Genomic DNA, 24,068 nt, shown 5'->3' with positions numbered 1-24,068 from the left:
TTTTGATGGTGGCGTCAGCGGCATCGTGTTATTACAAGGTTAAAACCTGTGAGATAGCCTGCCGGAGAGCATCATGAAAAAGCGTTGGTCTTTTGCCTTACTGTTGTCACTCAGCGCCCTCAGCCAACTGGCTGCGGCGCAGCAGACGCTGCGTTTTGGCGTCGATCCCACTTTTCCACCGTTCGAATCCAAAGCCAGCGATGGCTCGCTGCAGGGTTTTGATATTGATCTGGGCAATGCCATCTGTGCGCAGGCCAAAGTGAAATGTCAGTGGGTGCAGATTGGCTTTGACGGCAGCATTCCGGCGCTGCAGGCGAAGAAATTTGACGCCATTCTGTCGGCGATGTCGATGACGGAGAAGCGCCGCGAGCAGGTGGCGTTCAGCGATATGCTATACATCACGCCCAGCGCGCTGCTGACGCCTGCCAACAGCACGCTGACGGCGGATATCAGCACGCTGCGCGGGAAGAATATCGGCGTCGCGCAGGGCACCATCCAGGAAACCTACGCCAAAACGAAGTGGGCACCGCAGGGCGTCAACGTGGTCTCGTATCCGAATCAGATGGAGATCTATCCGGATCTGGTAGCGGGTCGACTCGATGCCAGCCTGGCGAATGCGGTTTCGGCCGAGCAGGGCTTTCTCAACACGCCGGAAGGCAAGGGTTATGTCAATAAAGCCACGCTGGTGGATAAAGCATTATTGGGGAACGGCGTAGGTATCGGGCTGCGTAAAGGCGATACGGCCAATCTTACTTTAATCAACAATGCGCTGGCTGCGCTGCACAGCAACGGCACTTACGACCGGCTGGCGCAGAAGTACTTTAAAGTTAAGGTTTATCCCTAATCGCAGGGCGATTTGCCTTCATTACGCACAGGAAAATCATGTCTTTACTCCCTGATTATACCCATCAGCGGGCGCGATTCCTGGCCGCTGTCACGCGCCAGCACGGCGCGCTGACTGCCTATCGCCATCCGCTGACCGCGCCCGACGGGGCCGCGCTGTACACCGACGTTGCGGTGATCGGCGATCCGGCGGCTCCCAAACGCATGCTGATTCTCTCCGGCACACACGGTGTGGAGGGCTATTACGGTTCAGACAGCCAGATCGCCTGGCTTGATAGCTTCGATGTCGCCGCGTTACCGCCCGACTGCGCCCTTGTGCTGGTCCATCTGCTGAATCCATGGGGCGCTGCGCATCTGCGGCGCGTCAATGAAGACAATATCGATCTCAACCGGAATTTCATCGATTTCAGCCAGCCCGCACCTGCTAATCCGCACTATGCGCTATGGCACGAGCTGTACCACGGCGACCGCGCACATGCCGATCGGCTGCTGGCGGAGACGCTGCAGCAGTCAGGCTGGCCGGCGCTGAAACGGGTAGTGGAAGCGGGCCAATATCAGGCAGCAGATGGCCTGTTTTATGGCGGGCAGCAGCCGGCCTGGTCGCACCGCACGCTGCACGCCATTGTCGAACAGCATCTGCGTCAGGCGCAGGTCATCCTGAGTTTCGACCTGCACACCGGTGCCGGCGCGTGGGGCCATCCGATGCTGCTGGCGATTGCTGAACAGCGCTATCCGGCGCATGACTGGGGCAAAACGTTATACGATGAGTGGCTGACGCTGCTGTTTACCGGCGCCGGGCGCGACAGCGACACCGGCGTGACCGCCACGGCAACGGGCTATGTCTCGCAGTTTCTGCTGACGTCGCTGCCTGACACGCAGCTGCTGCCGCTGGTGGTGGAGTGCGGCACTTATCCGGGTGAGGAGATGCACCGCAGGGTGCGCGACGATCACTGGCTGCATCTGAAGGGCGATCCGGCAAGCCACGCCGGACGCGCGCTGAAGCAACAGCTGGTGGAGGGGTTCTGGCCCGCCGATGAAGACTGGCGCGCCTTAACTGCGTTTCGTACCCGGCAGATTTTCCTGCGCGGCTGGCGCGCGCTGGTGGCTTATAACCGGCCGTAAAAGGTCATGCGCGCGGTTTCGGACAGCGCGATACCGGGCTGGGTGTTGTAGGCCAGCACCGCCAGCATACGCGTGACATCGCCTTCGGTGGGCGTCACGCGGTGCAGCGAATTGCGCCCGCGAAACAGCACCAGGTCACCGGCATCAATCTCCAGCGCCTCGACCGGCTGGCGCTGATCGAGCACGGCGGCGACGCCGTCGTAGTTCATCTCGCCGGCGTCCGCATCGCGCAGATCTTTCACATACTGAAACACACCGCCAGCGTGCGGTTTCTGCACCAGCAGCGTGATGGCGAAAGAGGAGTTATCAAAGTGCCAGCCCAGCTCCTGGCCATCAGGTGCGTAATGCAGATTAATCGACGATAGCGGGTCGGCGTACGGATACAGCGCCTCCTCGTTCAGCACATCACACAGAAAGCGTTTAAACAGTTCGTCATTGTACAGCTGGCGCAGCGGCGATTCGGCCGCAATCACATCGTCGGTGATGCAACCTTTGGTGCTGATCACATCACGATTGCGTGGATGATCGGCACGGTACGCGTCGTCCGGCTTCAGCAGATAAACGTTGTGTTTGCTGACGGTGTGGTACGCCAGATGACGCTGAGCCAGCCCGTCGGCCACGATTGCCTGCAGCGCAGCCGGTTGCAGAAACTGACGCAGCACCAGCGCGCCGTGTTGCTCAAGCTGCTGGCGACAGTGCTGACGCCAGTCGGCGTCGGCCAGCGGATGTAAATCAAATCGAATCAAAGCAGACATGGCGGTGGTTCTCGTTTTTGGCAGGTGTAGAGACTGTAACGGCCTGATATGTTGATGCCTAACGATAAATATTTAATACCTTGCTAAGGAAACCTTAATGCCTGCACCCGCGTCGCGTCTGCCGAAAATCAGCGTGATTCAGTCGTTTAAAGTGGCAGCGGAACTCGGTAGCCTGGCGAAAGCCGCCGCACAGCTGGCGCTGACGCCGGCTGCCGTCAGCCAGCAAATTCGTCAGCTGGAAGCGCAGCTGGGCAGCGCACTGTTTGTGCGTACCCAGAGCGGCGTGATGCTGACGGAAACCGGCAAAGAGTATCTGCGCTATGTCAGTGAAGCGTTCGATATTCTGCATCTGGGGCAGCAAAATTTGCGCCATGCGGCCAGCATGCCAAAGCTGACGCTCTATTCATTGCCGGCGCTGGCGTCGAAATGGCTGCTGCCAAATATCACCGCCTGGCGGGCTCACTGCCCGGGCTGCGATCTCAGCCTGCACGGCACTCATGCGCCGGTGGATTTCAGCGCCACACCGGCAGATTTTGTCATCTGCTTTGGTGAGGATCGCTACCCGCAACTCGACAAGCAACGGCTGTTCTGTGACGAGGTGCTGCCGGTCGCCAGTCCGGCGCTGATCCAGCGTTACCCGGGCGAATCGTTGCTCAGCCAGGCGCCGTTGATCCATCTGGACTGGGGCAATGAAGGACGCTTTCTGCCCGACTGGCGCAGCTGGTTTCAGGCCAAAGGCAGCATGGAGCCGGCGGTCCAGCCGGCATTCAGCTTTAATCTCACCTCACTTGCGATCGACGCGGCGGTAGCCGGGGCCGGTGTGCTGCTGGGGCAGCGTCGCCTGATTGCTGGCGAACTGGCGCGCGGCGCGCTACAGGTGGTGGATCCGCTCAGCCTGCCGCTGAGCAAACCCTATTTCCTCGCCTGGCCACAGCGCTCCCGCAGTCAGCCCGGCAGCGAGGCGCTGATTCAGTGGCTGACGCAGCTGGCGAGTTAACAAACTGTTAACTGCCGCAGCGTTCTGCGACAGGGATTGCCCTATGCTGATGCGCTTTGTGCGCAGTTGCGAAGAAAGGGAGTTCAGGCATGATGATTGATACCTCATTCTGGCTGACCACGCTGGTGGTCAGCATCACAATTTTGCTGTGGGCGCTGGCGCGGTTGCCGGAATACCTTACCGCGCTGCTTTTTTTTGCGGCGGCGATGCTGCTGTCGATAGCGCCAGCCAGCAGCGTATTTAGCGGTTTTGCCTCCTCAGCGTTCTGGCTGGTGCTGAGCGGTTTTGTGCTGGGCGCGGCGATCCGCAAAGTGGGCCTTGCCCAACGCTGGGCCAACTGGCTGGTGGTGCCGTTCAGCCAGAGCTGGCCGCGGATGGTGGCGGGCACGGTGCTGCTGAGTTATCTGCTGGCGCTGGTGATGCCGTCGAACATGGGACGCATCGCGCTGCTGATGCCGGTGGTGCTGGCGCTGGGCGAGCGGGCCGGTATCCGGCCGTGCAGTCGCGGCAGCATTGGGCTGGCGCTGGCGGTGGGCTTCGGCACCTTTCAACTCTCTGCCAGTATTCTGCCCGCCAACGTACCAAACCTGGTGCTGAGCGGCGCGGCGGAAAGCGCGTACCAGCTGCATTTGCAATGGCTGCCGTGGTGGCTGCTGCACATGCCGGTGGTGGGGCTGGGCAAAGGTATTCTGCTGGTTGCCTGCATTACGCTGCTGTTCCGCGCTCAGCCGCAGCCGGTGGCAACGCGGGAAGCATTGCCGGCGCTAAGCGGGCGCGAATGGCGGCTGATTGCCCTATTGGCCGTCACGTTACTGTTGTGGATGACCGACAGCCTGCACGGCTTATCCGCTGCGTGGGTCGGGCTGGCCGCGGCGTGTCTGTGTTTGTTACCGCGTGTGGGCTTTCTTTCGGGCGACGATTTTGCCAGCGGCGTCAATTTCCGCACCTGCATCTATATCGCCGGCATTCTCGGCGTCGCCACGGTGGTGGTGGACTCTGGCCTGGGGCGGCTCATCGCCAATGCACTGCTTCACCTGCTGCCGCTGCATGACTCGCCGTCATTCAGTAATTTTGCCGTGCTCAATGCGCTGGTGACGCTGCTGAATTTTGTGCTCACCGCCAACGGCGTGCCGGCGATGGTCACGCCGATGGCGCAGGAGCTGGCTGCCGCTTCGGGCTTTCCGCTACTGAGCGTGGTGATGTTGCAGGTTTTTGCCTACGCCACACCGCTGCTGCCATATCAGGCGTCGCCCATCGTGGTGGCAATGGGGCTGGGGAATGTGCCTGCCAGAGCCGGTCTGCAGCTGTGTCTGCTGGTGTTCGTGCTGAGCGCGCTGCTGCTGTTACCGCTGGATTATCTGTGGTTCCGGCTGCTAGGCTATGCCTGATACGCCGTCAGAGGTCACGAATTCGCTATGTCAGCTACTAACGATTGGGTTGATTTCCGTCGCGATGAGGAGACGGGCATCGAAAGTGTTAACGCGCACTTCTGCGGCCACGCTTACGATCCGCATGACCACGACGAATTGCTGGTCGGCGTGACGCAGCAGGGGCTGCAGCGCTTTAACTGTCACCGCGCGCTGCACACCAGCACGCCGGGCCGCGCTATTCTGATTGAGCCGGGCGCGGTACACGATGGTCACGCGCCCGATGCCGCCGGTTTTACCTATGTGATGCTTTATCTGCCACAACCCTGGGTGGCGGAGATGATGCAGCGCCGCGGGCTGGGCGATGTGGCGAATATTCAGGGGGCGTTTCGCTCCACGCTCACCGATGATGCGCAGCTGGCCAGTGCGATTCAGCAGGCATGGTTTGCGGTGCATCAGCGGGAAGGGCGACTGGCGCGCGATCAGAGCCTGGATCATCTGCTCACACTGCTTTCCCGGCATCTGGAAAATAAACCCGGCGTGCAGCTCAGTGACGCCCAGCGGCAGATGCATCTGCTGCGTGACTATCTGCACGATTTTATGTCGCAGGACATCGGGCTGGACGATCTGTCGCGCTTGTCCGGCATCGATCGTTTCCGCCTGACGCGCCAGTTTAAGCAGGCGTTTGGCCAGTCGCCGCACGCTTATCTGGTACGGCTGCGGCTGCGTAGCGCGCGTGCGCTGCTGGCACAGGGCGTTGAGCCAGTGCAGGTCGCAGCGCAGGTGGGCTTTGCCGACCAAAGCCATCTTGGCCGCTGGTTCCAGCGTGCTTATCGCCTGACGCCCGCCGCCTATCAGCGCCAGTGCACAAACGTTCTATACCGCTCTCTGCCGGCTATCCGATGATGGGATTTTTAATCCTCACCGGAGAGTTCTGACAGATGTTTGATACCAAAATTGCCCTGATCGTACGTGATGATTTAGCCACCTGGCAGCGCCTGAATGTGGTGGCTTTTCTGGCGACCGGCATTGCGGCAGCCGCGCCGGAGATGATGGGTGAACCCTACGTCGACGCGCTCGGTCGTCAGTACGGCAACATGGCCGGCCAGCCGATGCTTGTGTTTGCCGCCGATTTAGCCGGCCTGCAACGGGCGCATCGCCAGGGCGTGGAGCGCGAGTTAACGCTGATTCCCTACGTCGAAGCGATGTTTTCCACCGGCCACGATGCCGCCAACCGCGCGGTGTTTCTGGCCGAAGACGCCGATAATCTCAACCTGGTGGGCATCGCGCTGCGCGGCCCGAAAAAGGCGGTGGATAAAGCCATCAAAGGGCTGGCGCTGCACAGTTGAACGGCGGGTGCGCCTGTTCAATCTGTTCTGCCGCCATTAACAGCACATCTTCCCGCTCGCGCAGCGCCAGAAGCTCCAGGCCGATGGGTAACCCTTCCGTACTCAGGCCGACCGGAATGCTGATTGCCGGTGCGCCGGTGACGGCTGAGATCAGCGCGTTGCTGCCAGGCTGTAACTCGCCATGCTTCACTGGCGGATGGCGGACTACCGGATAAGCGAGCAGGTCGATCTGCTGCTGCTGAAAAAACTGCGCCAGTTGCTGATACAGTCTCTGCTGGCGCAGCTGCACCTCGCGATAGCCGTCACTCTGCATGCCGGGATGCTGCGCGCGGATTTTGAAGGTGGCCTCCAGCTGGGGATGATAGCGTCCTGACGCGGCAATCGCCGCCAGCGTGCGCAGCGGTGCCTGCGATTTATCCGCCAGCCAGGCGGCCAGCGCGTCAGCAAATTCATAGGCAATAATATTGGCTTCCGCCGCCAGCGTCTCCAGCTGCGGCCAGCTCAGCATGCGCGGCTGAAACGGCGCCACAGCGTCCTGCACCGCCTGGTTAATCTCCGTTTCCTCTGCGGCAAATCCTTCCTGCCAGATGCCGATGCGCAACGGCCGGTCGGGACGGGAAAAACGCTGGCCCGTGAGTATTTCACTGATCAGCCGCAAATCAGCCGCGTGGCGCACCAGCGGTCCGGGGATATCCTGGGTGGGCGACAGCGGCACGATGCCAGCGCTGCTCAGTGCACCGCGCGTCATACGTAAGCCGAACAGGCCATTAAACGCGGCCGGAATGCGCACCGAACCGGCGGTATCACTGCCTATCGCCAGCGGCACGAAGCCTGCGGCCACCGCCACGGCTGAACCGCTGCTTGAACCTCCCGGAGAACGGCCTTGCTGCCAGGCATTATGGGTGAAGCCACTCAGCGACGACGCGCCGGTGATGCCTGCTGCCAGTTCATGCATGGTGGTTTTGCCGATGAGGATTGCGCCAGCCTGACGCAGAGCCGTAACCAGCGGTGCATCCTCGCTGGCAATCACATCGCGCAGCAGCGCCGAACCGGCACTGGTCGGCCAGCCTTTGACTTCAATGTTGTCTTTAATCAGCAGCGGAATACCGGCCAGTGGGCCAACTGGCGCATTCTGCTGCCGTGCGGCATCGCTGGCAGCGGCCGCAGCCAGCGCGTCATCGGCAAACAGCCAGCTGATGGCGTTGTAGCGCGGCTGATCCACGTCAGCAATGCGCTGCAGCGCAAATGTGGTGAGCTGGCGTGCGCTCACCCGGCGCTGGGCCAGCGCCTGTTGCATATCCCCCAGCGACGCGGTGAGGTAATCAGCGTATTGCATGGTTCAGGCCTCCACAGGAATCCATTGCCGCTCTGGCGAAACCCGGCCGCACGAACTGCCGGCAAAGTGTGAGCTGCACCAGAGTGCCTGATGGCTGATGCACCAGTCTATCAGTAACTGACGTGACGTTACGGCGCGTGGTAAATCCTCACAAAAAACTGAGTTCCATTGCGGATGTGCAAACTGAACTGGATGATGCATCACATCACCGCTAAATACCGCGTGGGCACCGGCGCTTTGCAGCACAATTGAAGCGTGATCGACGCTGTGGCCCGGCGTCGGCATATAGCGCAGCACACCGGCAAACAGCGGGGAGTGCTGCACATCAATGGTTTCCAGCTGGCCGCTCGCCAGCAGCGGCGCAAGGCTATCGTGATACAGCGCCTGCATCGACGGCGTGCTGCGGCACTGTGCCAGTTCACGCGCTGAACAGATGTAACGCGCATGACGAAACATCGGCTGCCAGCGGCCAGCGCGCCAGCAGGTATTCCAGCCGACGTGATCGGTGTGGATATGCGTCATCAGCACCAGCGTCACTTCATCAGGGTCGACGCCCGCTTCGGCCAGACGTTGCGGCCACGCGGTTTGCAGCTGGTGAAACAGCGGCTTGTTATCGCGGTTACGGCCATTGCCCGTTGCGGTATCAATCACGATGGTGTCGCGAGCGGTGCGCACCACCCAGCTATGGATGGATAGCTCTGCTGGCTGCTGTGCCAGCGTGTCGCCCATCGTCTCGCGGTGTGCCGGAAACAGCGCAGCGAAGGGGAGTGAGCTGGTCTGCTCGATCACTTTATCAATGCTGCATTCACCTATGTGCAGGGTCATATTGCCTCCTAAAGCGTGGTGCCTGTTACTGCAGGTCACTATACTGAGGCTGTTTCATTATTTAAATCGATTAAAATCATGAAAAGCATCAATGAAAATGATTTCAGCAAAATCGACCTTAACTTATTGATTGTGCTGCTGGTCATTTATGACGTGCGCAGCGTAACTCAGGCGGCAAACCGGCTTTATCTGGGGCAGCCGGCGGTCAGCGCGGCATTAAAAAGACTGCGGGCAATGTTTGACGATGCGCTGTTCGTGCGTTCCTCGCAAGGCATGACGCCCACACCGCGCGCAGAGCAGCTGGTGCGCCAGATCGCACCGCTGCTGCAGAGCGTCCATCGCGTTATTTTCACTGCCGATCGCTTTGATGCCGCGCACGATAGCCGCAGTTTTACGCTCGGCATGAGCGACTGGCTTGAGCACTGGCTGATGCCCGATTTACTGCTGCAGCTGGCCGCCTCGGCCCCAAATATTGATATCCGGGTGGTGGCTGCCGATCCGTGGCAGGCCATTCCGCTGATGGAGCAGCAGCAGGCTGACGTGGTGGTGACCGTCGGAGAGGAAACCAGTCACGATCTCACGCGGGAGCACATTGCGCGCGCCGGCTTCCGCACGGTATGGCATCGTGGACAAATTGACCTTGCGCCACCGCTGACGCTGGCGCAGTTCGTGCAGTATCAGCATGCGCTGGTCTCCTATCGCGGCGTGAGTGAAAGTGCGCTGGACGCCGCGTTAGCCCGCGAGGGGCTGACGCGCCGCGTGCGTTATGTCACGCCGCACTTCTCGGTGTTACCGCTAATGTTGCAGCGTCTGCCGCTGTTCGCGACCGTTCCGCAGGGACTGGTGCAGGCATGGCAACAGCGCTATGCGCTGAGTACGGCGGCGGTGCCGATCGGCATGCCGGATTATGCACTTTCGCTGCTGTGGCATAACGCCCGGGCCGAAGACCCGGCGCACCGCTGGCTGCGCGCCACGCTGCGTCAGCTGATCGAACGCAAGCTGGCGTGAAACGCTTACCACGGCACTACGCGGCCGAGGTAATCGAGATAGTGCAGGCCGCCGCGTCCGGTCTGGCTTTCCACCGTGTTGAGCAGATTTGGGATGCTCTCCTCAATGCTCAGTCGCGCCCCGGCGCCACCCATGTCGGTGCGCACCCAGCCGGGGGCCAGCAGCAGTAGCGTGCGTGCATCGTCGTGACGCGCGGCGAAGCTGCGCATAAACATATTCAGCGCCGCTTTGCTGCCGCGATACACCTCGTAGTTGCCATGGGTGTTGTTGGTGAGACTGCCCTGGCCGGAGGACATCACCGCCAGCGTGCCGCGCGCGCTGACGTTGTTTCTGAAGGTTTCCAGCACGCGCAGCGGGCTCAGCGCGTTGGTTACCATTACGCGAATAAACTCTTCCGTCGACACATCGGCAAGGGTTTCGCGATCGTCATTTTTCACGCCCGCGTTGACCAGCAGCAGATCGAACTGCTGGCCGCTTAGCCGCAGATGCAGGGCGTTGACCTCTGCTGGCACGGTGATGTCCACGCTCTCCACCTTCAGCTGCTGCGGGTAGCGCTGCGCCAGCTGTTGCAGCGCGTGAAGGGAGTGCTGGCGGCCGGTCGCCACCACCTGATAGCCACGCTGCAGCATATTCTCCGCCAGCGCGAAGCCGAGGCCGCGCGAAGCACCAATTAATAAAGCACGGGAAGCCTTGTTCATAACCCTCTCCTGGTTTTGGGGTGAGTGAAAAGTCTACCCTTGCATGACAACAGGCGGAACGCGCAGCATCTGCATAGATAACCTGCAGCAAACGCCTTGCCAGATGGCGCTTAATCGATAAGGATGATGCGATGAATACCATCGATTTGAATTTACTTCCTGCGCTGGACGCGCTGCTCAGTGAAGGCAGCGTAGTGGGCGCTGCGCGTCGCCTGGGGCTGAGCGAGTCAGCAATGAGCCGCACGCTGGGGCGACTGCGTGCCGCCACCGGCGATGCGCTACTGGTGCGCGCCGGGCGCGCGATGGTGCTGACGCCACACGCCGAAGCGCTGCGCAGCCAGGTGCATGCCACTTTACAGGACACGCAGGCGCTGCTGAGTCCACCCGCGCAACGCTTTGCTGCCGCTGAGCTGCAGCGCCACTTCACGCTGCGTACCAACGAAGGATTTGTCGAAGCGTTTGGCAGCGCGCTGATCGCCGCAGTCCGCGCACAGGCGCCCGGCGTGCAGCTGCGCTTCATGCCGAAAGCAGAAAAAAATGATCGACCGCTGCGCAGCGGCGACGTCGATCTTGAGATTGGCGTACTGGGCAATATGGGACCGGAGATTCGGCTGCAGGCGCTGTTTCGCGATCGCTTCGTCGGCGTGGTGCGCGCCGGGCATCCGTTACTCGCGGACGTGACGTTGGCGCAGCTGGCCGCATATGGTCACATCGTGGCGTCAAGGCGCGGTGAGCTGGGCGGACCGGTGCATGAGGCGCTGCTCGCCGCCGGTTTTACCCGCCAGGTGGCGGCCGTGGTACCCGCTTTTTCCACTGCCGTCGCGCTCACGCTGCACAGCGACTGGCTGGCGCTGGTGCCGCATACGCTGTGCCTGCACCATCCGCTAATCAAAGATAATCCGGCGTTTGCGATGTTCGAATTACCGTTTGCCACACCAGAGGTGACAGTGTCACAGCTATGGCATCCGCGGCTGGAGCAGGATGCCGCACACCGCTGGTTGCGTGACACGGTGCGGCAGGTATGCCGCGCTTAGATCAGCCGCCGCGCACCGATCCGCGCCATACCACATCAGCCTGATACAGTAGCGTGTCGTGCTGCTGCTCACTCTGCGGCGTAAAACCACTCTCCGCCTGCTCGGTCTGCGTCAGCCACGCGATGGCGTCGCGGGCAAAGCGCTCCACCGGCTGGGCGAAGGTGGTGAGATTGTAAGAGGACCAGCCAGCCTGCGCGATGTTGTCGTAGCCGATCAGGCACAAATCCTCCGGTACGCGCAGCTGGAAACGGTGGCGCGCTTCATCCATGAAACCGCAGGCCATCAGGTCGGTGACGCAGAACACCGCGTCCGGGCGCTGATGACGCGTCAGCAGGCGATGCGCCAGAATCTGACCGCTCTCATACGAGGTGGTGCCGAATCGCTCCACGCTGACCTTCAGTCCGGCGCGCTCCGCCACGGCGATAAACGCCGCTTCACGTTTGATCAGGCTCGGCGTACCGGCCAGCGAATTGGCGAACGCCAGCTGACGGCAGCCGGCGCGCTGAAACGCCATCACCGCCGTTTCGGCCGCTGCCTGCGCGTCGAGGTTGATGCTGAGCGATCCCGGCAGCGCTTCGTCGCGGTTGATCAGGATGATGCGCTGACCGTGCTGATAGCACTGGCGGGTGATGGTGCGATCCGGCATGCCGGAAAGGATGATGGAGGCATCGGCGCGAAAATTGATCGCCTGCAGCAGCGCGGCGGAGACGCTGTTGTCGGAACGATCGGTATTTATCAGCATCGCCACTTTGCCCGCTTCCTGTAAAAACTGTGTCAGCCAGCGCACCAGCGTTGCGCGGTAAGGCGTGGCGATTTCCGAGACGATCAGACAGACGATGCCGCTGCGGTTGCGCACCAGCCCGCGCGCCAGGTGGTTAACGTGATAGCCCAGCTCCTGCGCCGCTTTCATCACCCGGGCACGCGTGGCTGCAGAAACGCTGGCACCGGGCGTAAAGGCGCGCGACACCGCCGATCGCGACACGCCCGCGCGATCCGCCACATCCTGCGCGCTCACCCCGGCTTTGTCATTCTGCATCTTCAACTCCTCACAATTACGGCTGAAAAGCAGTCTGCCGGAAATTGCAAAGCTGTGCAATTTGTCTGCGATCACATTTGTTGCATTTTTGTGACACAGCCTGTCAATTGCAGATTGCGCTATTTGACAGGCTATTTTCTGTTCATTACTAATTTGCACACGCGTGCAAATAAAACCTCTGTTAAGCACGGAACCCTGCCAACCAAGGAGAACATCATGCGCTACACCTCACTGGCCATCGCGCTGTCCCTCAGTTGCACCACGCTGCCGTTTGCTGCGACGGCCGCTGGCAATCTCAATATGGTCTGCTCGGCGGACGTGGTGGTGTGCGAACACATGACGCGCATTTTCAGCCAGGCACATCCGGATATTAAAGTCAGCATGGTGCGGCTGTCGGCGGGTGAAGCCTATGCCCGCCTGCGCAGCGAAGCGCGTAACCCGCGCACCGACATCTGGTGGGCCGGTACCGGCGATCCGCATATGCAGGCGGCGGAAGAGGGGCTGACGCAGCCGTATAAATCGCCGCTGCTCGACCAGCAGCAGGACTGGGCGCAGAAGCAGGCGGAAAACTCAGGTTACCGTACGGTCGGGATTTATGCCGGTGCGCTCGGCTGGGGCTACAACACCAAATTGTTGGCGGATAAAAAGCTTAAAGCGCCAGCCTGCTGGGCTGATTTGCTCGATCCGGCCTTCAAAGGCGAAATTCAGATTGCCAATCCGAACTCGTCCGGCACCGCCTATAACACCCTGGCGACGCTGGTACAGATCATGGGCGAGGACAAAGCGTTTGATTACCTGAAAAAGCTCAACGCCAACATTTCCCAGTACACCAAATCCGGCTCGGCGCCGGTGAAGGCGGCGGCGCGCGGCGAAACCACCGTGGGCATCGTGTTTATGCACGACGCGGTGGCGATGGAAGTCGACGGCTTCCCGATCAAAACCGTGGCGCCCTGTGAAGGTACCGGCTATGAGATTGGCTCAATGTCGATCGTCAAAGGGGCACGCAATCTGGCCAATGCCAAAGTGTGGTACGACTGGGCGCTTAGCGCCGAAGCGCAGTCGCACATGAAAGAGGCCAAATCCTTCCAGCTGCCGTCAAACCGCAGTGCAGAGATCTCCGAATACGCGCCGCGCTTCGAGAACATCAAGCTGATCGATTATGACTTCAAAACCTACGGCGATTCCGCCAAACGTAAAGCGCTGCTGAGCCGCTGGGATAAAGAGATCGGCGCCAGCGCGCAGTAATGCCGCATCGCCGGACGCTGCCGCTGACGGCGGCTTGCCGGTTCCGACAGCGCTAAGGATGGCGCGATGATCCCGCATTGAGGTAACACATGAACGCAAATAATCGCCGTCTGACAGGCGCGCTGTTGCTGGGCGCCGTCGCGCTGTTGCTGCTGCCGTGGTACAGCCTGGAAGCAGGCTTTTTCGATAGCGGCTGGCTGCTTAACCTGTGGCGTGATGAAGCCAGCGCGCCGGCATTGTGGCAGATCGGCAGCCATCCATGGCTGGCGCTCGCCGTGGCGCTGCTGGCGCTGTGCGCCGCCTGCGGTTTACTGCCCGGCAGCGCACGCAGCCGGTTGCTGCTGCTGTTCAGCGCGCTGGGCGTGATCTTCCTGATTGTGGAAGGGCACGCGATTGGTTACAGCGGCTGGAGCTGGCTGTGGCTGGAAAATCGCTACGGCGCGCTGCCGCAGGGACAGCCAGCGATGGGCGCTGGCGCGCTCCTGCTGCTGACCGTGTTTTTGCTGCTGTTCTCGTTTGCGCTGGCCGAACGCGGCGTGCTGAAAGGCGATGCCTTTGTGGTGGCGTCGCTGGTGCTGCTGACTGCGCTGGTCAGCATCTTCGTACTCTATCCGGTGCTCAGCATGTTTGTGGTGTCGGTGCAGGACGTTGACGGCAGTTTCAAACCGGACGGTTTGATCAGCAATTTACAGGATCCGTCGATCTGGAGCCTTGCCTGTCTGAAAGGCGGCACCTGCGGCACCGCGTGGCGCACGCTGTGGCTGGCGCTGATGACTGCCAGCGGTTCGACGCTGCTGGGTCTGGCCTTTGCCCTGGCGGCAACGCGCACGCCGCTGCCCTGCAAGAAAGCGCTGCGCATGCTGACCATTCTGCCAATCATCACGCCACCGTTCGTGATTGGTCTGGCGCTGATTTTGCTGTTCGGTCGCTCGGGCGTAGTGACGGAGCATCTGGCGGCGCTGTTTGGCATCGAGCCCGGCCGCTGGCTGTATGGCCTGACCGGTATCTGGATTGCTCAGGTGCTGTCGTTCACGCCGATTGCCTTTCTGGTGCTGATTGGCGTGGTGGAGGGCGTCAGTCCGTCGCTGGAAGAGGCGTCGCAAACGCTGCGCGCCAACCGCTGGCGCACCTTCAGCCGCGTTTCGCTGCCGCTGATGGCGCCGGGTCTGGCTAATGCCTTTTTGATCAGCTTCATTGAAAGCATGGCCGATTTTGGTAATCCGATGGTACTGGGCGGCAGTCACGGCGTGCTCTCTACCGAAATTTTCTTCTCGGTGGTAGGCGCGCAAAACGATCCGAGTCGCGCCGCGGTGCTGGCGATGATCCTGCTGTGCTTCACGCTGGCCGCCTTTGTGCTGCAGCGGCTGTGGCTGGGTGGCAAAAACTTCGCCACGGTGACCGGCAAGGGCGACGGCGGCAAACATGGTCAACTGCCGCGTCTGCTGCGCTACGGCGTATACGGCATGGTGATTCCATGGGGTCTGTTTACCCTGGTGATCTACGGCATGATTGTGGTGGGCGGCTTTGTGCAGTCGTGGGGCCTGAACGATGCGCTGACCATCGAACACTACGTGCGCGCTTTCCGCGTCAGCGTCAGTGACGGTCATCTGCTGTGGAGCGGCGTGGCGTGGAACTCGTTCTGGACCACGCTGGAAATAGCCCTGATTGCCGCACCGCTCACCGCCGTGGTGGGCCTGCTGACCGCCTGGCTTATCGTGCGGCAGAAATTTGCCGGTCGCCAGACGTTTGAGTTTCTGCTGATGCTGAGCTTTGCCATTCCCGGCACGGTGATCGGCGTCAGTTATGTGATGGCCTATAACCTGCCGCCGCTGGAGATTACCGGCACGGCAATGATCCTGATTGCCTGCTTTGTGTTCCGCAATATGCCAGTCGGCGTGCGCGGCGGTATCGCGGCGATGAGCCAGCTGGATAAAAGCCTTGATGAAGCGTCACTGACGCTGGGCGCCAGCAGTTTCCGCACGCTGCGCAAAGTGGTGCTGCCACTGCTGAAACCGGCGATCAGCGCGGCGCTGGTGTATGCCTTTGTCCGTGCCATTACCTCGATCAGCGCGGTGATCTTCCTTGTCAGCGCCCAGTACAACATGGCGACGTCCTACATCGTCGGGCTGGTTGAGAATGGCGAATACGGCGTCGCCATTGCTTATTCGACAGTACTGATTGTGGTGATGCTGCTGATCATTGGCGTGTTCCAGTGGCTGGTGGGCGAACGTCGCCTGCGCCGCGTGGCGCGCCCGGTGGACGTCGCCGCGCCACCTGCTTCCCCTTCGTTAACTCAGGAGAGTGCCGTATGACCGCGATTACTGCTGGTTCCGTGGTGTTTGAACACGTCGAAAAACGCTTTGCCGGTTTTACCGCGCTGCCGGATTTATCGCTGACGGTGGAGCCGGGTACGCTGGTGACGCTACTGGGGCCTTCCGGCTGCGGCAAAACCACCACGCTGCGCCTGCTGGCCGGCCTGGAGCATCCGACTTCGGGGCGCATTTTGATTGGTGGTAAAGACGTGACGCATCTGCCAGCCAACGAGCGCGACGTGGCGATGGTGTTTCAATCCTACGCGCTGTTTCCGCACATGAGTGCGCTCGACAACATCATGTACGGCCTGCAATCGTCCGGCATGAGCAAAAAGGAAGCGCAGGATCGTGCGCGCGAAGGGCTGAAACTGGTCGGGCTGGAGAGTCAGGGGCAGCGGCTGCCGTCCGAACTCTCCGGCGGGCAGCAGCAGCGCATTGCGGTGGCGCGCGCGCTGGTGCTGGAGCCGCAGGTACTGCTGCTGGATGAGCCGCTCTCCAATCTCGACGAGCGCCTGCGCCGCCGGGTGCGCACGGATATTCGTGATTTGCAGCAGCGGCTGGGCTTCACGGCGGTGTATGTCACGCACGACCAGGAAGAGGCGCTGGCGGTGTCGGATAAAATTATTGTCATGAAAGAGGGCGATATTGCTCAGCAGGGCGCGCCGGAAAGCCTGTATCACGCGCCCAATTCGGTATTCATCGCTGACTTTATGGGCGAAGCAAACATTCTGCCGTGCGAAGTGGAACAGGTAGAAGGCAGCGAAGCGCTGGTGCGACTGGGCAGGCAGCGCTATCGCGTGCGCGGTAACGGCGTTGCGACCGGTTCCGCGCAGCTGTCGGTCAGACCGCAGTTTATTACCCTGCACAGTGGTGCTGAAGGCGCGCTGCGCGGCGAGGTAACGCACGCCACCTGGCTGGGCGATCACATTGAATATGAGGTCAACACCGAACTGGGCTCGCTGTTTATCGTCGATGCGCAGATGGAGCAGCAGCTGCCGCTGGCCGCACGGGTGGCGATTGATTTTAAACCTCAGGGTCTGGCCCTGATTGCCGGTTAATTAAGGATAACGCATGAGTGATACGAAAAATGACGCGCTGCAGTCGCGTCTGCTGCTTGCCGAGCGCGTCGCACGGGCGGGCGGTGAAAAGGCGCTGGCCTACTTCAATCAGCGTGACACGCTGGTGGTGGAGACCAAACACGACCTGCAGGATGTGGTCTCACGCGCTGATCGCGAAGTGGAACAGATGATCGACCAGCAAATTCGCGCCAGCTTTGCCGATGACGGTTTTCTTGGTGAAGAATACGGCCTGCAGCCGGGTACGTCGGGCTATACGTGGGTGGTCGACCCGATTGATGGCACCAGCCCGTTCCTCAACGGTATGCCAAACTGGTGTGTTTCTGTTGCGGTACTGCATGATGGCGTGCCGGTGATTGGCGTGATTTATGCGCCAACTTACCAGGAGTGCTACGTCGCCGCGCTCGGCCAGGGCGCAACGCTGAATGGCCGCCGTTTACAGGTCGATCCCTCACGTACGCTGCAAAATCACGTGACCGGCTTTGGTGCCAATAGCTACGTCAGCCCGGAAGAGGTGGGCCGGCTGCTGGCGTCGCTGCTGGCAGCGGGGGGCAACTTTATTCGTATCGGATCTGGTGCGCTGATGCTGGCGTGGGTGGCGGCCGGACGCGTGGTGGGCTATTTCGAACCTTATATGCACGCGTGGGATTGCCTGGCCGGTTACTGTCTGGTGAAAGAGGCCGGCGGCTGGTATCACCCGTTTAATACTGAGGGCGACCGGCTATTGAAAGGCGCGCAGGTGCTGGCGGTGGCGCCGGGTGCGCAGGCAGAGCTGAGGCGGATTGCCGGCGTTTAAGTGGTGCATTTCACGGCCGCGCGGCGTTTTCCGGGTCGCCATCCATGGCGACCTTACAACGCTTGCGCTGTCGTTACTGGATAATCGCTGATTTTTAACGATTACGTGGTGACTTAAACCGCCACGAACTCGCGGTATCCCGACCAAATCACATACACCGCGAAATAACAGAAAATCAGCGCTGAGGCGAGATACGAATACTTCAGCAGGCGCTCGCCTAACAGCTTTCCGCCCATGCTGCCGATCAGGCAGATCACACAGGTCCACACCACCCCGGCGAGGAAAAATCCGCTGAGAAACCATGAGGTTGCACCGGCATCGCTGTGGCCGATGCGGGCTATCAGCGCGCCGCCCACGCTGGCGAACCACAGAATCGCCGTCGGTGACGACATCGCCAGCACAATGCCGCGCCGAAATTCGCGCAGCAGTGAACGATAAGGCTGGGTTTCAGCCGCGGGAATGTCGATTTTTTTGGCCAGCGCGGCGTAAAGCATTTTAGCGGCAAACCACAGCAGCAAGATGCCGCCGCCAATCCATAGCAACCAGCGCACCGGCGTAAACTGCAGTATCACCGCCATGCCAGCCATCGCCAGCAAGGCGTAAATTAAATCGCCCACGCAGGTGCCCATGCCCAGCCAGAAACCGTGCAGATAACCGCGCTGCATCGCCAGCGTCAGCATGGCGATGTTGGCGAGTCCGATATCCAGACACAGCGATAAACTCAATAAAAAACCATTAGAAAACGGCAGCATAACGTCGTGACCATCCCTGAGTTCGGTAAAGGAAAGATTAAAGCACGCGTGCCGGGGCTTTTTACACTGCTTCCTGCCAGCCATAACCAAACGCTATGACCCATTAGCAAAGGCACAATTAAATAAACCGATTTGTGAAGCCGATCGGCCTGCGCAGCTTTGCGCGCAGGGAATGCCACTATAGTCGTTAACGAGACGTTAACAACGTCCGTTTCAATACAAAAAATCAACCTGGTTTGGGCGCAGGCCCGTGAAAATTCCGATTATGGTGGAAAGACAATGAGTGGATACCCAAAACCGGCAACTGGCGGTTTAGCAACAAACTTAACCGTGGCAATATCACTGGCTCTATTGACGCTGGCGGGGAGTGCTATGGCGCAGAACACGGAACATCATCAAACAGCATTAGTCGGCACCTGGACCAGTATTCCGGATGCCCCTGCGGTACAAAAGCCGGATCGACCCAGTGAAGGTTTGTATCGCATGCAGGTCAACAGCGACGGGACGCTCAAGCCGCTGGAGGTGATCAGGATGAAAAGCCCGTCGTGGATCGTTAAATCACGCGACGGGCGGTTTGCTTATACCACCAATGAGGAAAATGCCGGTGCCGTTACCGCGCTGGCGATCGATAAACAGGGCGCAGTGCGGGTGCTGAATCAGGTCGACAGCCACGGCGAGCAGCCGACGCACGCCACTCTCAGCCCGGACGGCAAATTCCTGTTTGTCGCCAACTATTCGGTGGCGAAAGGCGGAGCAGGGGTGACGGTGTTCCCGATTGCGTCGGACGGCAAGCTGGGCGAACAGGTCCAGCATTTCGCGTTCAGCGAAGGCAGCGGCGTGGTAAAAGATCGGCAGGATGGCGGCCATGCGCACTCCACTACCTTTACCCATGATGGCCGCTATCTGTATGCGGCCGATCTCGGTGACGACAAACTGCACGCCTATCGCTACCACGCGGATCGGCGAGAGCCGCTGCAGGCGGATACCAGCCGTGATGTAAGCTTTGCGCCAGGTGCGGGTCCGCGCCACATGGTGTTCTCCGCCGACGGTAAACACGCTTATGTGATTACTGAAATGGCGGGCGAAATCGTGGTGTTCCGCGTCACTGATGACCGGCTGGAACGGCAGGCACAGGTGGCGCTGAATACGCAAAACAGCAGCGCCGCCTATAAAAGCGGTGGCGGCATCATTCTCAGCCCGCAGGGTAAATTCCTGCTTGCCGCTAACCGCGGATCTGACAATCATCTGCTGGTGTTTAAGATTGCCGCCGATGGCAGCCTGACAGATCCACAGCGCTATGCCGCCGACGGTATTGAGCCGCGCGCGCTGGCGTTTGATAACAGCGGTAAACACCTCTATGTCACCAACGTGTTTACCAACACCATTACGCTGTTTGATTTTGATGCGCACAGCGGCAAGCTGAGCGCGCGCGGTGTGGCGGCGAAGCTGGCAACGCCAACCGACATCAAATTCTTTAACTAACTGCCCTTTCACTCATCCGGTGCGCGTGACGGCGCACCGTCTTCCGCCATGGCCGACAGCGCGCTTTCCAGCGAAGCCGGAAACATCTGGCCGTGACTGAGCCCGGGAAACAGCTGGAAGCGAGCCGCCAGGCCGTTCTCCTGCATGCCGTCGAGGGTGGTGCGAATCCGGCTCAGCACATCGCTGACGCCAGAACGGGATTCGCCGTTGCCTTCCATCAGCACCAGCTGCTTCTGCTTGAACGATGCGGGCGTCACCGCCGCCATCTGCTGCAACAGCGTTGCGTCGCCGCGCAGGGAAGGACTGGCGGCAAAATAGCGCTGGAAAAATCCGGAGGTTAAATAGCTGTCCAGCACAAACAGCCCGCCATAAGAGTGGCCCCACAGCGCACGCTGCTGCGCATTGATCGACAGATTCCGTTCGGCACGCGGCGCGATAGTCTGTTCCAGCAGCTGGCGGAATGCGGCGCTGCCGCCGGCTGGCCGGCCGCGACGATCCTGCACCTGCTGCGGCGGGGTGTAATCCAGCGTGCGCGCAGCGAGATCAAACGGCAGCGGGGTCTGATAGCCTACCGCCACCAGCACCGACGGGTTGCCTGCCGCCAGCTTCTGCAACAGTGCTTCGCTAAGATGGTTCATCACGGCGTTGCCATCCAGCATATACAGCACCGCGTAACCGTTGGCCGGTGCGGGTTTACGTGGCACCGCCGTCCACACCTTGTAGTGGCGCTGGCCGTCAGCGGAATCAAACGTGTTAACAGTGAAGCGATACCAGGCAGAGCCTTTGTCGGCAATATTGGGTCCGAGCGGCGTCATATCAGGCCGGGCGAAACCGACAGCGGGGCTGAGCAGCAGGCTCAGCAGGGTGAACAGCGGAATGATAAAGCGATAAATCATGGCGCTTCCTTACTAGCTGGCGAGTCAATTACTTCCGTGTCACAGCGAAAGCGCCAGACAGATTAGTGATAATGATTATTAATTTCAACAACCATTTTGCACCGTCATGCGCCGCGCGGAAGTGTAAAGATTTCGTCAGGATCGCCGATAACGTAGCGGTATAATACCAGCGAGGATAGTCAGGATGATTAACGGTATCGGACCGGGTAGTTTCTCACCGCTCCATCTCAGCAGCGCCAGCGCACGCGTGACCAACAGCACGGCAAGCAATGCGACCCGGCAAAATAGTCTGACGGCAGACGCCTCAGCGAAAGTCACCTTTAGCGAAGCCACCGACGCCATCTCTGCGGTGTACCAGATGACGCCGGCGCGCGTCACCGCCAGCACGCCTCTTTCGCCTGATATGCAGACGCAGGCGATGGGTGCGCTGCGCAGCTCGGGCGTCAGCATGAACGGCATTGGCAGCGCGTTGCTGAGCGCACTGACGCAGCAGCGTGACGATGTCACCATCAGCGTACCGGCCAGCGGCGGCGCGCAAACTGACTCGCAGAGCGCGGTGGCGCTGGAGATTACCACTCAGTCCGGCGTGAGCCTGACTCTGCAGATGACGCGGCAGCAGGATGGCGTAGCGGTGGCACTGAAAACCACTCACGGTAAGCTGAGCGATGACGAAGCTGCGGCAATCGCCAAACTTTCCGGCGCGCTGGAGAAAACCCTGAGCGGGCTGGATAACGGCAACGGTAAACTGGATGTCGGTGACCTGCTCAGTTTTGACAGTAACCAGCTGGCCAGCATTGATCTGAAAACCGACCTGCGTCGCAGCGGCGAAGTGATGCAGTCGCTGAATCTGCATGCCGACCCGGGCTCACGCTGGCTGGGTTTCCATAATGCTGACGCCAGTTTCAAACTGACGACGGACATGCGCAGCCTGGCGCAGGCCAGCAACGCCGGTCAGCAGCAGAGCGCCCTGGCGCAGTGGAGCGCGAAATTTGATCAGGCCGCTTCGCGCGGTCACGGCGATCGCGCGGCGCTGGCACTGTTTAAGCAGGGTTTCGAGACCTTAAACAGCACCAGCGCGGCGGCCGGCGTGGCGATGCGCACCCCGCAGGCGATCACCGTAGGCGAGCATGCGGCGCAGGCCGGTGCCATCAGCGGCCTGGCGGATTTCTCGGCCAGCTATCACCAGACGGCGCGCTCCAGCAATCCGCTGAAGCCGGAAGAAGAAGATACTTTCGCTCTGGATGTGGCGCAGCGCAGCAGCCAGCAGAAGAACGGCGATACGCAGCGCATGACGCAGGAAACCCTGTTTAAGCTGAACGCCAGTTTTCATACCGCGCTAAGCGCCAGTTCGCCGCTGGCGCTCAATGAAACCAAAGAATCACAAAACTATCACTACCACCAGATTCACGATGAAACGCGCAGCACTACTGAGGTGACGCAGGATGCGCAGGGCAATCTCACCGCCCGTTTCGCCCAGCAGCTGACGCAGCAGGAAACGGTGAAGACCTATCAGCTGGCGAAGCTGATCGACAGTACCAGCACACCGCACAGTGAGAAGAGTGAATCGACGCGCCATTATTCCCCGGCGATGTATCTGGCGCAGGCGTAATGCCCACTTTATTGCGCCAGCCCATGGCGCAATAAAGCAATAATGTCATTTATCACTATCGATAGCGGAATTAATACTTAAGATAATTCACCCGTATCACTCAGCGTGATAACCCTGCATCTCCGCGCCCGCTAACGCCTTCTTATCCCTGAAAAATTCTTTATTCTCTTTCTGCATGCCGTTTGCCGGATATAGCATAACCGCGCTCTTTACCGCTGTTATTCCCGCTGATTATCATCGCGCTCAATCTGTTATTAAATTACGGCTCTCTGCCCTGGCAGAATGAGCCTGTGAATCACAGCAAAATAAAAAGTGAATCCAGCGATGACGCAAATCAGGGCTCAACAACTTCAGCGCGCGGCGGTGATCACGTCTGACGCGGCGGCAATCGACGCCGCCCGCCACCTGGCGGAACAGGCGAAAGCCGGGGCAGCCGAACGCGACCAACAGCGTATCTATCCGCGTGAACTGCTCGATCAGTTCACCCAGCTGGGGCTGGGCAGTATCAGCGTACCGCGCCAGTTTGGCGGCGGCGGTTTGTCGTTTGGTACTGTGGCGGAGGTGTTCCGCCTGATCTCCGCCAGCGATCCGTCGCTTGGCCAGGTTCCGCAAAACCACTTCGGGCTGATTCAGTTCATCCTGGGTGAAGGCAGCGCGCAACAGCAGCAGCGCCTGCTCAGCGCGGTGGTACAGGGCCAGCGGCTGGGCAACGGTGGTCCGGAAAAGAACAGCAAGCACACGCGTGATGTGCAGGCGCAGCTGGTGTCAGGCCCGGAGGGGTTACGGCTCAGCGGTGAAAAGTTTTATTCAACCGGTGCACTGTTTGCCGACATTCTGGTGACCACCGCGCAGCAGGAGGGCCAGCCGGTGATGGCGTTCATTCCGCTGCCGGCGGCAGGGGTGGAGATTATCGATGACTGGTCGGGTATCGGTCAGCGCACCACCGCCAGCGGCACGGTGAAGCTCCAGCAGGTGGCGGTCGATGCCGGTTTGACCATCGCGCTACCGTCCCCCGATAAGCCAACGCTGCGCGGTGCCGTATCGCAGCTGATCCAGGCCGCGATTGACGCCGGGATCGCCCAGGGCGCGCTGGATGAGGCGCTGGCGTTTATTCACAGCAGCTCGCGTCCGTGGGTGGACGCGGGCGTGAGCCGCAACGCAGACGATCCTTACATTCTCGCCGATGTCGGGCGTATCAGCACCGAACTGAGCGCCGCCAACGCGCTGCTGGTGCGGGCGGCGCGCGTACTGGACAGCATTGACCCGCACGCGCTTACCGCTGCGCACTGCGCGCGCGCCTCCATCGCGGTTGCAGAAGCCAAAGTGCTGACCACCGAAATTGCGCTGAAAGCCAGCGAAAAGCTGCTGGAGTGGAGCGGCAGCCGCGGCACATTGCTGAAGCATGGGCTGGATCGCCACTGGCGCAACGCGCGCACCCATACGCTGCACGATCCGGTGCGCTGGAAAACGCACGCCATCGGCAACTATTACCTCAATGATGTTCTGCCCGCGCGTCATGCGTGGATTTAA

22 protein-coding genes are annotated in these 24,068 nt (G+C 60.5%); 15 read left to right on the top strand and 7 right to left on the bottom strand.

Annotation, left to right across the window (positions count from 1 at the left end; genetic code table 11):
• Positions 1-73: 73 nt before the first annotated feature.
• Positions 74-844: a transporter substrate-binding domain-containing protein gene (locus E7738_RS20040; protein ID WP_021508935.1), complete on the top strand. Its 771-nt coding sequence runs from the start codon at positions 74-76 to the stop codon at positions 842-844.
• 38 nt (positions 845-882) lie between these two features.
• Positions 883-1,965 carry a DUF2817 domain-containing protein gene (locus tag E7738_RS20035; RefSeq protein WP_394516549.1) on the top strand — a complete coding sequence of 361 codons (1,083 nt, stop codon included), beginning with the start codon at positions 883-885 and terminating at the stop codon, positions 1,963-1,965.
• On the opposite strand, the gene E7738_RS20030 is transcribed toward E7738_RS20035, so the two are convergent.
• Positions 1,950-2,720 (bottom strand): HalD/BesD family halogenase, encoded by a 771-nt coding sequence (locus tag E7738_RS20030; protein ID WP_394516548.1) that lies wholly within the window; start codon positions 2,718-2,720, stop codon positions 1,950-1,952. The two genes, E7738_RS20035 and E7738_RS20030, sit on opposite strands and share 16 nt — an antisense overlap.
• A gap of 97 nt (positions 2,721-2,817) precedes the next feature.
• On the opposite strand from E7738_RS20030, the gene E7738_RS20025 reads away from it, so the two are divergent.
• From E7738_RS20025 to E7738_RS20010, 4 genes are all read left to right on the top strand, one after another.
• Entirely contained in the window at positions 2,818-3,717 is a 900-nt protein-coding gene (locus E7738_RS20025) for a LysR substrate-binding domain-containing protein (protein ID WP_394516547.1), read from the top strand.
• A gap of 92 nt (positions 3,718-3,809) precedes the next feature.
• The gene (locus E7738_RS20020) at positions 3,810-5,105 is read left to right on the top strand and encodes an SLC13 family permease (RefSeq protein ID WP_394516577.1); all 1,296 of its coding nucleotides are present in this window, start codon (positions 3,810-3,812) and stop codon (positions 5,103-5,105) included.
• A 27-nt stretch (positions 5,106-5,132) separates the two neighbouring features.
• The gene (locus E7738_RS20015) at positions 5,133-5,990 is read left to right on the top strand and encodes an AraC family transcriptional regulator (protein WP_021508940.1); all 858 of its coding nucleotides are present in this window, start codon (positions 5,133-5,135) and stop codon (positions 5,988-5,990) included.
• 35 nt (positions 5,991-6,025) lie between these two features.
• Positions 6,026-6,433 (top strand): DUF2000 family protein, encoded by a 408-nt coding sequence (locus E7738_RS20010; RefSeq protein WP_021508941.1) that lies wholly within the window; start codon positions 6,026-6,028, stop codon positions 6,431-6,433.
• On the opposite strand, the gene E7738_RS20005 is transcribed toward E7738_RS20010, so the two are convergent.
• Together E7738_RS20005 and E7738_RS20000 are read right to left on the bottom strand one after the other, a co-directional pair.
• Positions 6,408-7,769 (bottom strand): amidase, encoded by a 1,362-nt coding sequence (locus tag E7738_RS20005; protein WP_021508942.1) that lies wholly within the window; start codon positions 7,767-7,769, stop codon positions 6,408-6,410. The genes E7738_RS20010 and E7738_RS20005 overlap by 26 nt on opposite strands.
• Positions 7,770-7,772: 3 nt before the next feature.
• Positions 7,773-8,594, bottom strand: coding sequence for an MBL fold metallo-hydrolase (locus E7738_RS20000; protein ID WP_021508943.1), 822 nt, complete (start codon positions 8,592-8,594; stop codon positions 7,773-7,775).
• 78 nt (positions 8,595-8,672) lie between these two features.
• Here E7738_RS20000 and E7738_RS19995 point away from each other — a divergent pair, with 78 nt between their 5' ends.
• Positions 8,673-9,602: a LysR family transcriptional regulator gene (locus E7738_RS19995; protein ID WP_021508944.1), complete on the top strand. Its 930-nt coding sequence runs from the start codon at positions 8,673-8,675 to the stop codon at positions 9,600-9,602.
• A 5-nt stretch (positions 9,603-9,607) separates the two neighbouring features.
• Here the strand turns inward: E7738_RS19995 and E7738_RS19990 are convergent, their stop codons facing one another.
• The gene (locus E7738_RS19990) at positions 9,608-10,300 is read right to left on the bottom strand and encodes an SDR family NAD(P)-dependent oxidoreductase (protein WP_058776064.1); all 693 of its coding nucleotides are present in this window, start codon (positions 10,298-10,300) and stop codon (positions 9,608-9,610) included.
• A gap of 131 nt (positions 10,301-10,431) precedes the next feature.
• On the opposite strand from E7738_RS19990, the gene E7738_RS19985 reads away from it, so the two are divergent.
• Positions 10,432-11,334, top strand: a complete 903-nt coding sequence (locus E7738_RS19985) for a LysR family transcriptional regulator (protein ID WP_021508946.1) — start codon at positions 10,432-10,434, stop codon at positions 11,332-11,334.
• A 1-nt stretch (position 11,335) separates the two neighbouring features.
• On the opposite strand, the gene E7738_RS19980 is transcribed toward E7738_RS19985, so the two are convergent.
• Positions 11,336-12,370, bottom strand: coding sequence for a LacI family DNA-binding transcriptional regulator (locus E7738_RS19980; RefSeq protein ID WP_021508947.1), 1,035 nt, complete (start codon positions 12,368-12,370; stop codon positions 11,336-11,338).
• A 216-nt stretch (positions 12,371-12,586) separates the two neighbouring features.
• Between E7738_RS19980 and E7738_RS19975 the strand changes: the two genes are divergently transcribed.
• The 4 genes from E7738_RS19975 to E7738_RS19960 all read left to right on the top strand — a co-directional run bounded on the left by E7738_RS19975 (position 12,587) and on the right by E7738_RS19960 (position 17,799).
• A complete protein-coding gene (locus E7738_RS19975) occupies positions 12,587-13,615 on the top strand; it encodes an ABC transporter substrate-binding protein (RefSeq protein ID WP_141495874.1) in 1,029 nt (342 codons plus the stop codon).
• An 89-nt stretch (positions 13,616-13,704) separates the two neighbouring features.
• Positions 13,705-15,927: an ABC transporter permease gene (locus E7738_RS19970; protein WP_058770306.1), complete on the top strand. Its 2,223-nt coding sequence runs from the start codon at positions 13,705-13,707 to the stop codon at positions 15,925-15,927.
• Positions 15,924-16,985, top strand: coding sequence for an ABC transporter ATP-binding protein (locus E7738_RS19965; RefSeq protein WP_021508950.1), 1,062 nt, complete (start codon positions 15,924-15,926; stop codon positions 16,983-16,985). The genes E7738_RS19970 and E7738_RS19965 overlap by 4 nt, the downstream gene beginning before the upstream one ends.
• Before the next feature lie 13 nt (positions 16,986-16,998).
• Positions 16,999-17,799 (top strand): inositol monophosphatase family protein, encoded by an 801-nt coding sequence (locus tag E7738_RS19960; RefSeq protein ID WP_325968199.1) that lies wholly within the window; start codon positions 16,999-17,001, stop codon positions 17,797-17,799.
• 113 nt (positions 17,800-17,912) lie between these two features.
• Here the strand turns inward: E7738_RS19960 and E7738_RS19955 are convergent, their stop codons facing one another.
• Entirely contained in the window at positions 17,913-18,551 is a 639-nt protein-coding gene (locus tag E7738_RS19955; protein ID WP_150058915.1) for a LysE family translocator, read from the bottom strand.
• A 279-nt stretch (positions 18,552-18,830) separates the two neighbouring features.
• Here E7738_RS19955 and E7738_RS19950 point away from each other — a divergent pair, with 279 nt between their 5' ends.
• Entirely contained in the window at positions 18,831-20,033 is a 1,203-nt protein-coding gene (locus tag E7738_RS19950) for a lactonase family protein (protein ID WP_394516546.1), read from the top strand.
• 8 nt (positions 20,034-20,041) lie between these two features.
• Here the strand turns inward: E7738_RS19950 and E7738_RS19945 are convergent, their stop codons facing one another.
• The gene (locus tag E7738_RS19945; protein ID WP_190286087.1) at positions 20,042-20,929 is read right to left on the bottom strand and encodes an alpha/beta hydrolase; all 888 of its coding nucleotides are present in this window, start codon (positions 20,927-20,929) and stop codon (positions 20,042-20,044) included.
• 184 nt (positions 20,930-21,113) lie between these two features.
• On the opposite strand from E7738_RS19945, the gene E7738_RS19940 reads away from it, so the two are divergent.
• Both E7738_RS19940 and E7738_RS19935 read left to right on the top strand, forming a co-directional pair.
• Entirely contained in the window at positions 21,114-22,538 is a 1,425-nt protein-coding gene (locus E7738_RS19940; RefSeq protein WP_394516545.1) for a hypothetical protein, read from the top strand.
• Between the two features lie 324 nt (positions 22,539-22,862).
• On the top strand, positions 22,863-24,068 hold the full coding sequence (locus E7738_RS19935; RefSeq protein WP_058759041.1) for an SfnB family sulfur acquisition oxidoreductase: 1,206 nt from the start codon (positions 22,863-22,865) through the stop codon (positions 24,066-24,068).

The sequence above is a fragment of the Pantoea sp. SGAir0430 genome, assembly GCF_043549295.1.
Note: the sequence above shows the minus strand (reverse complement) of the source record. Positions and strands in the feature narration are given on the sequence as shown.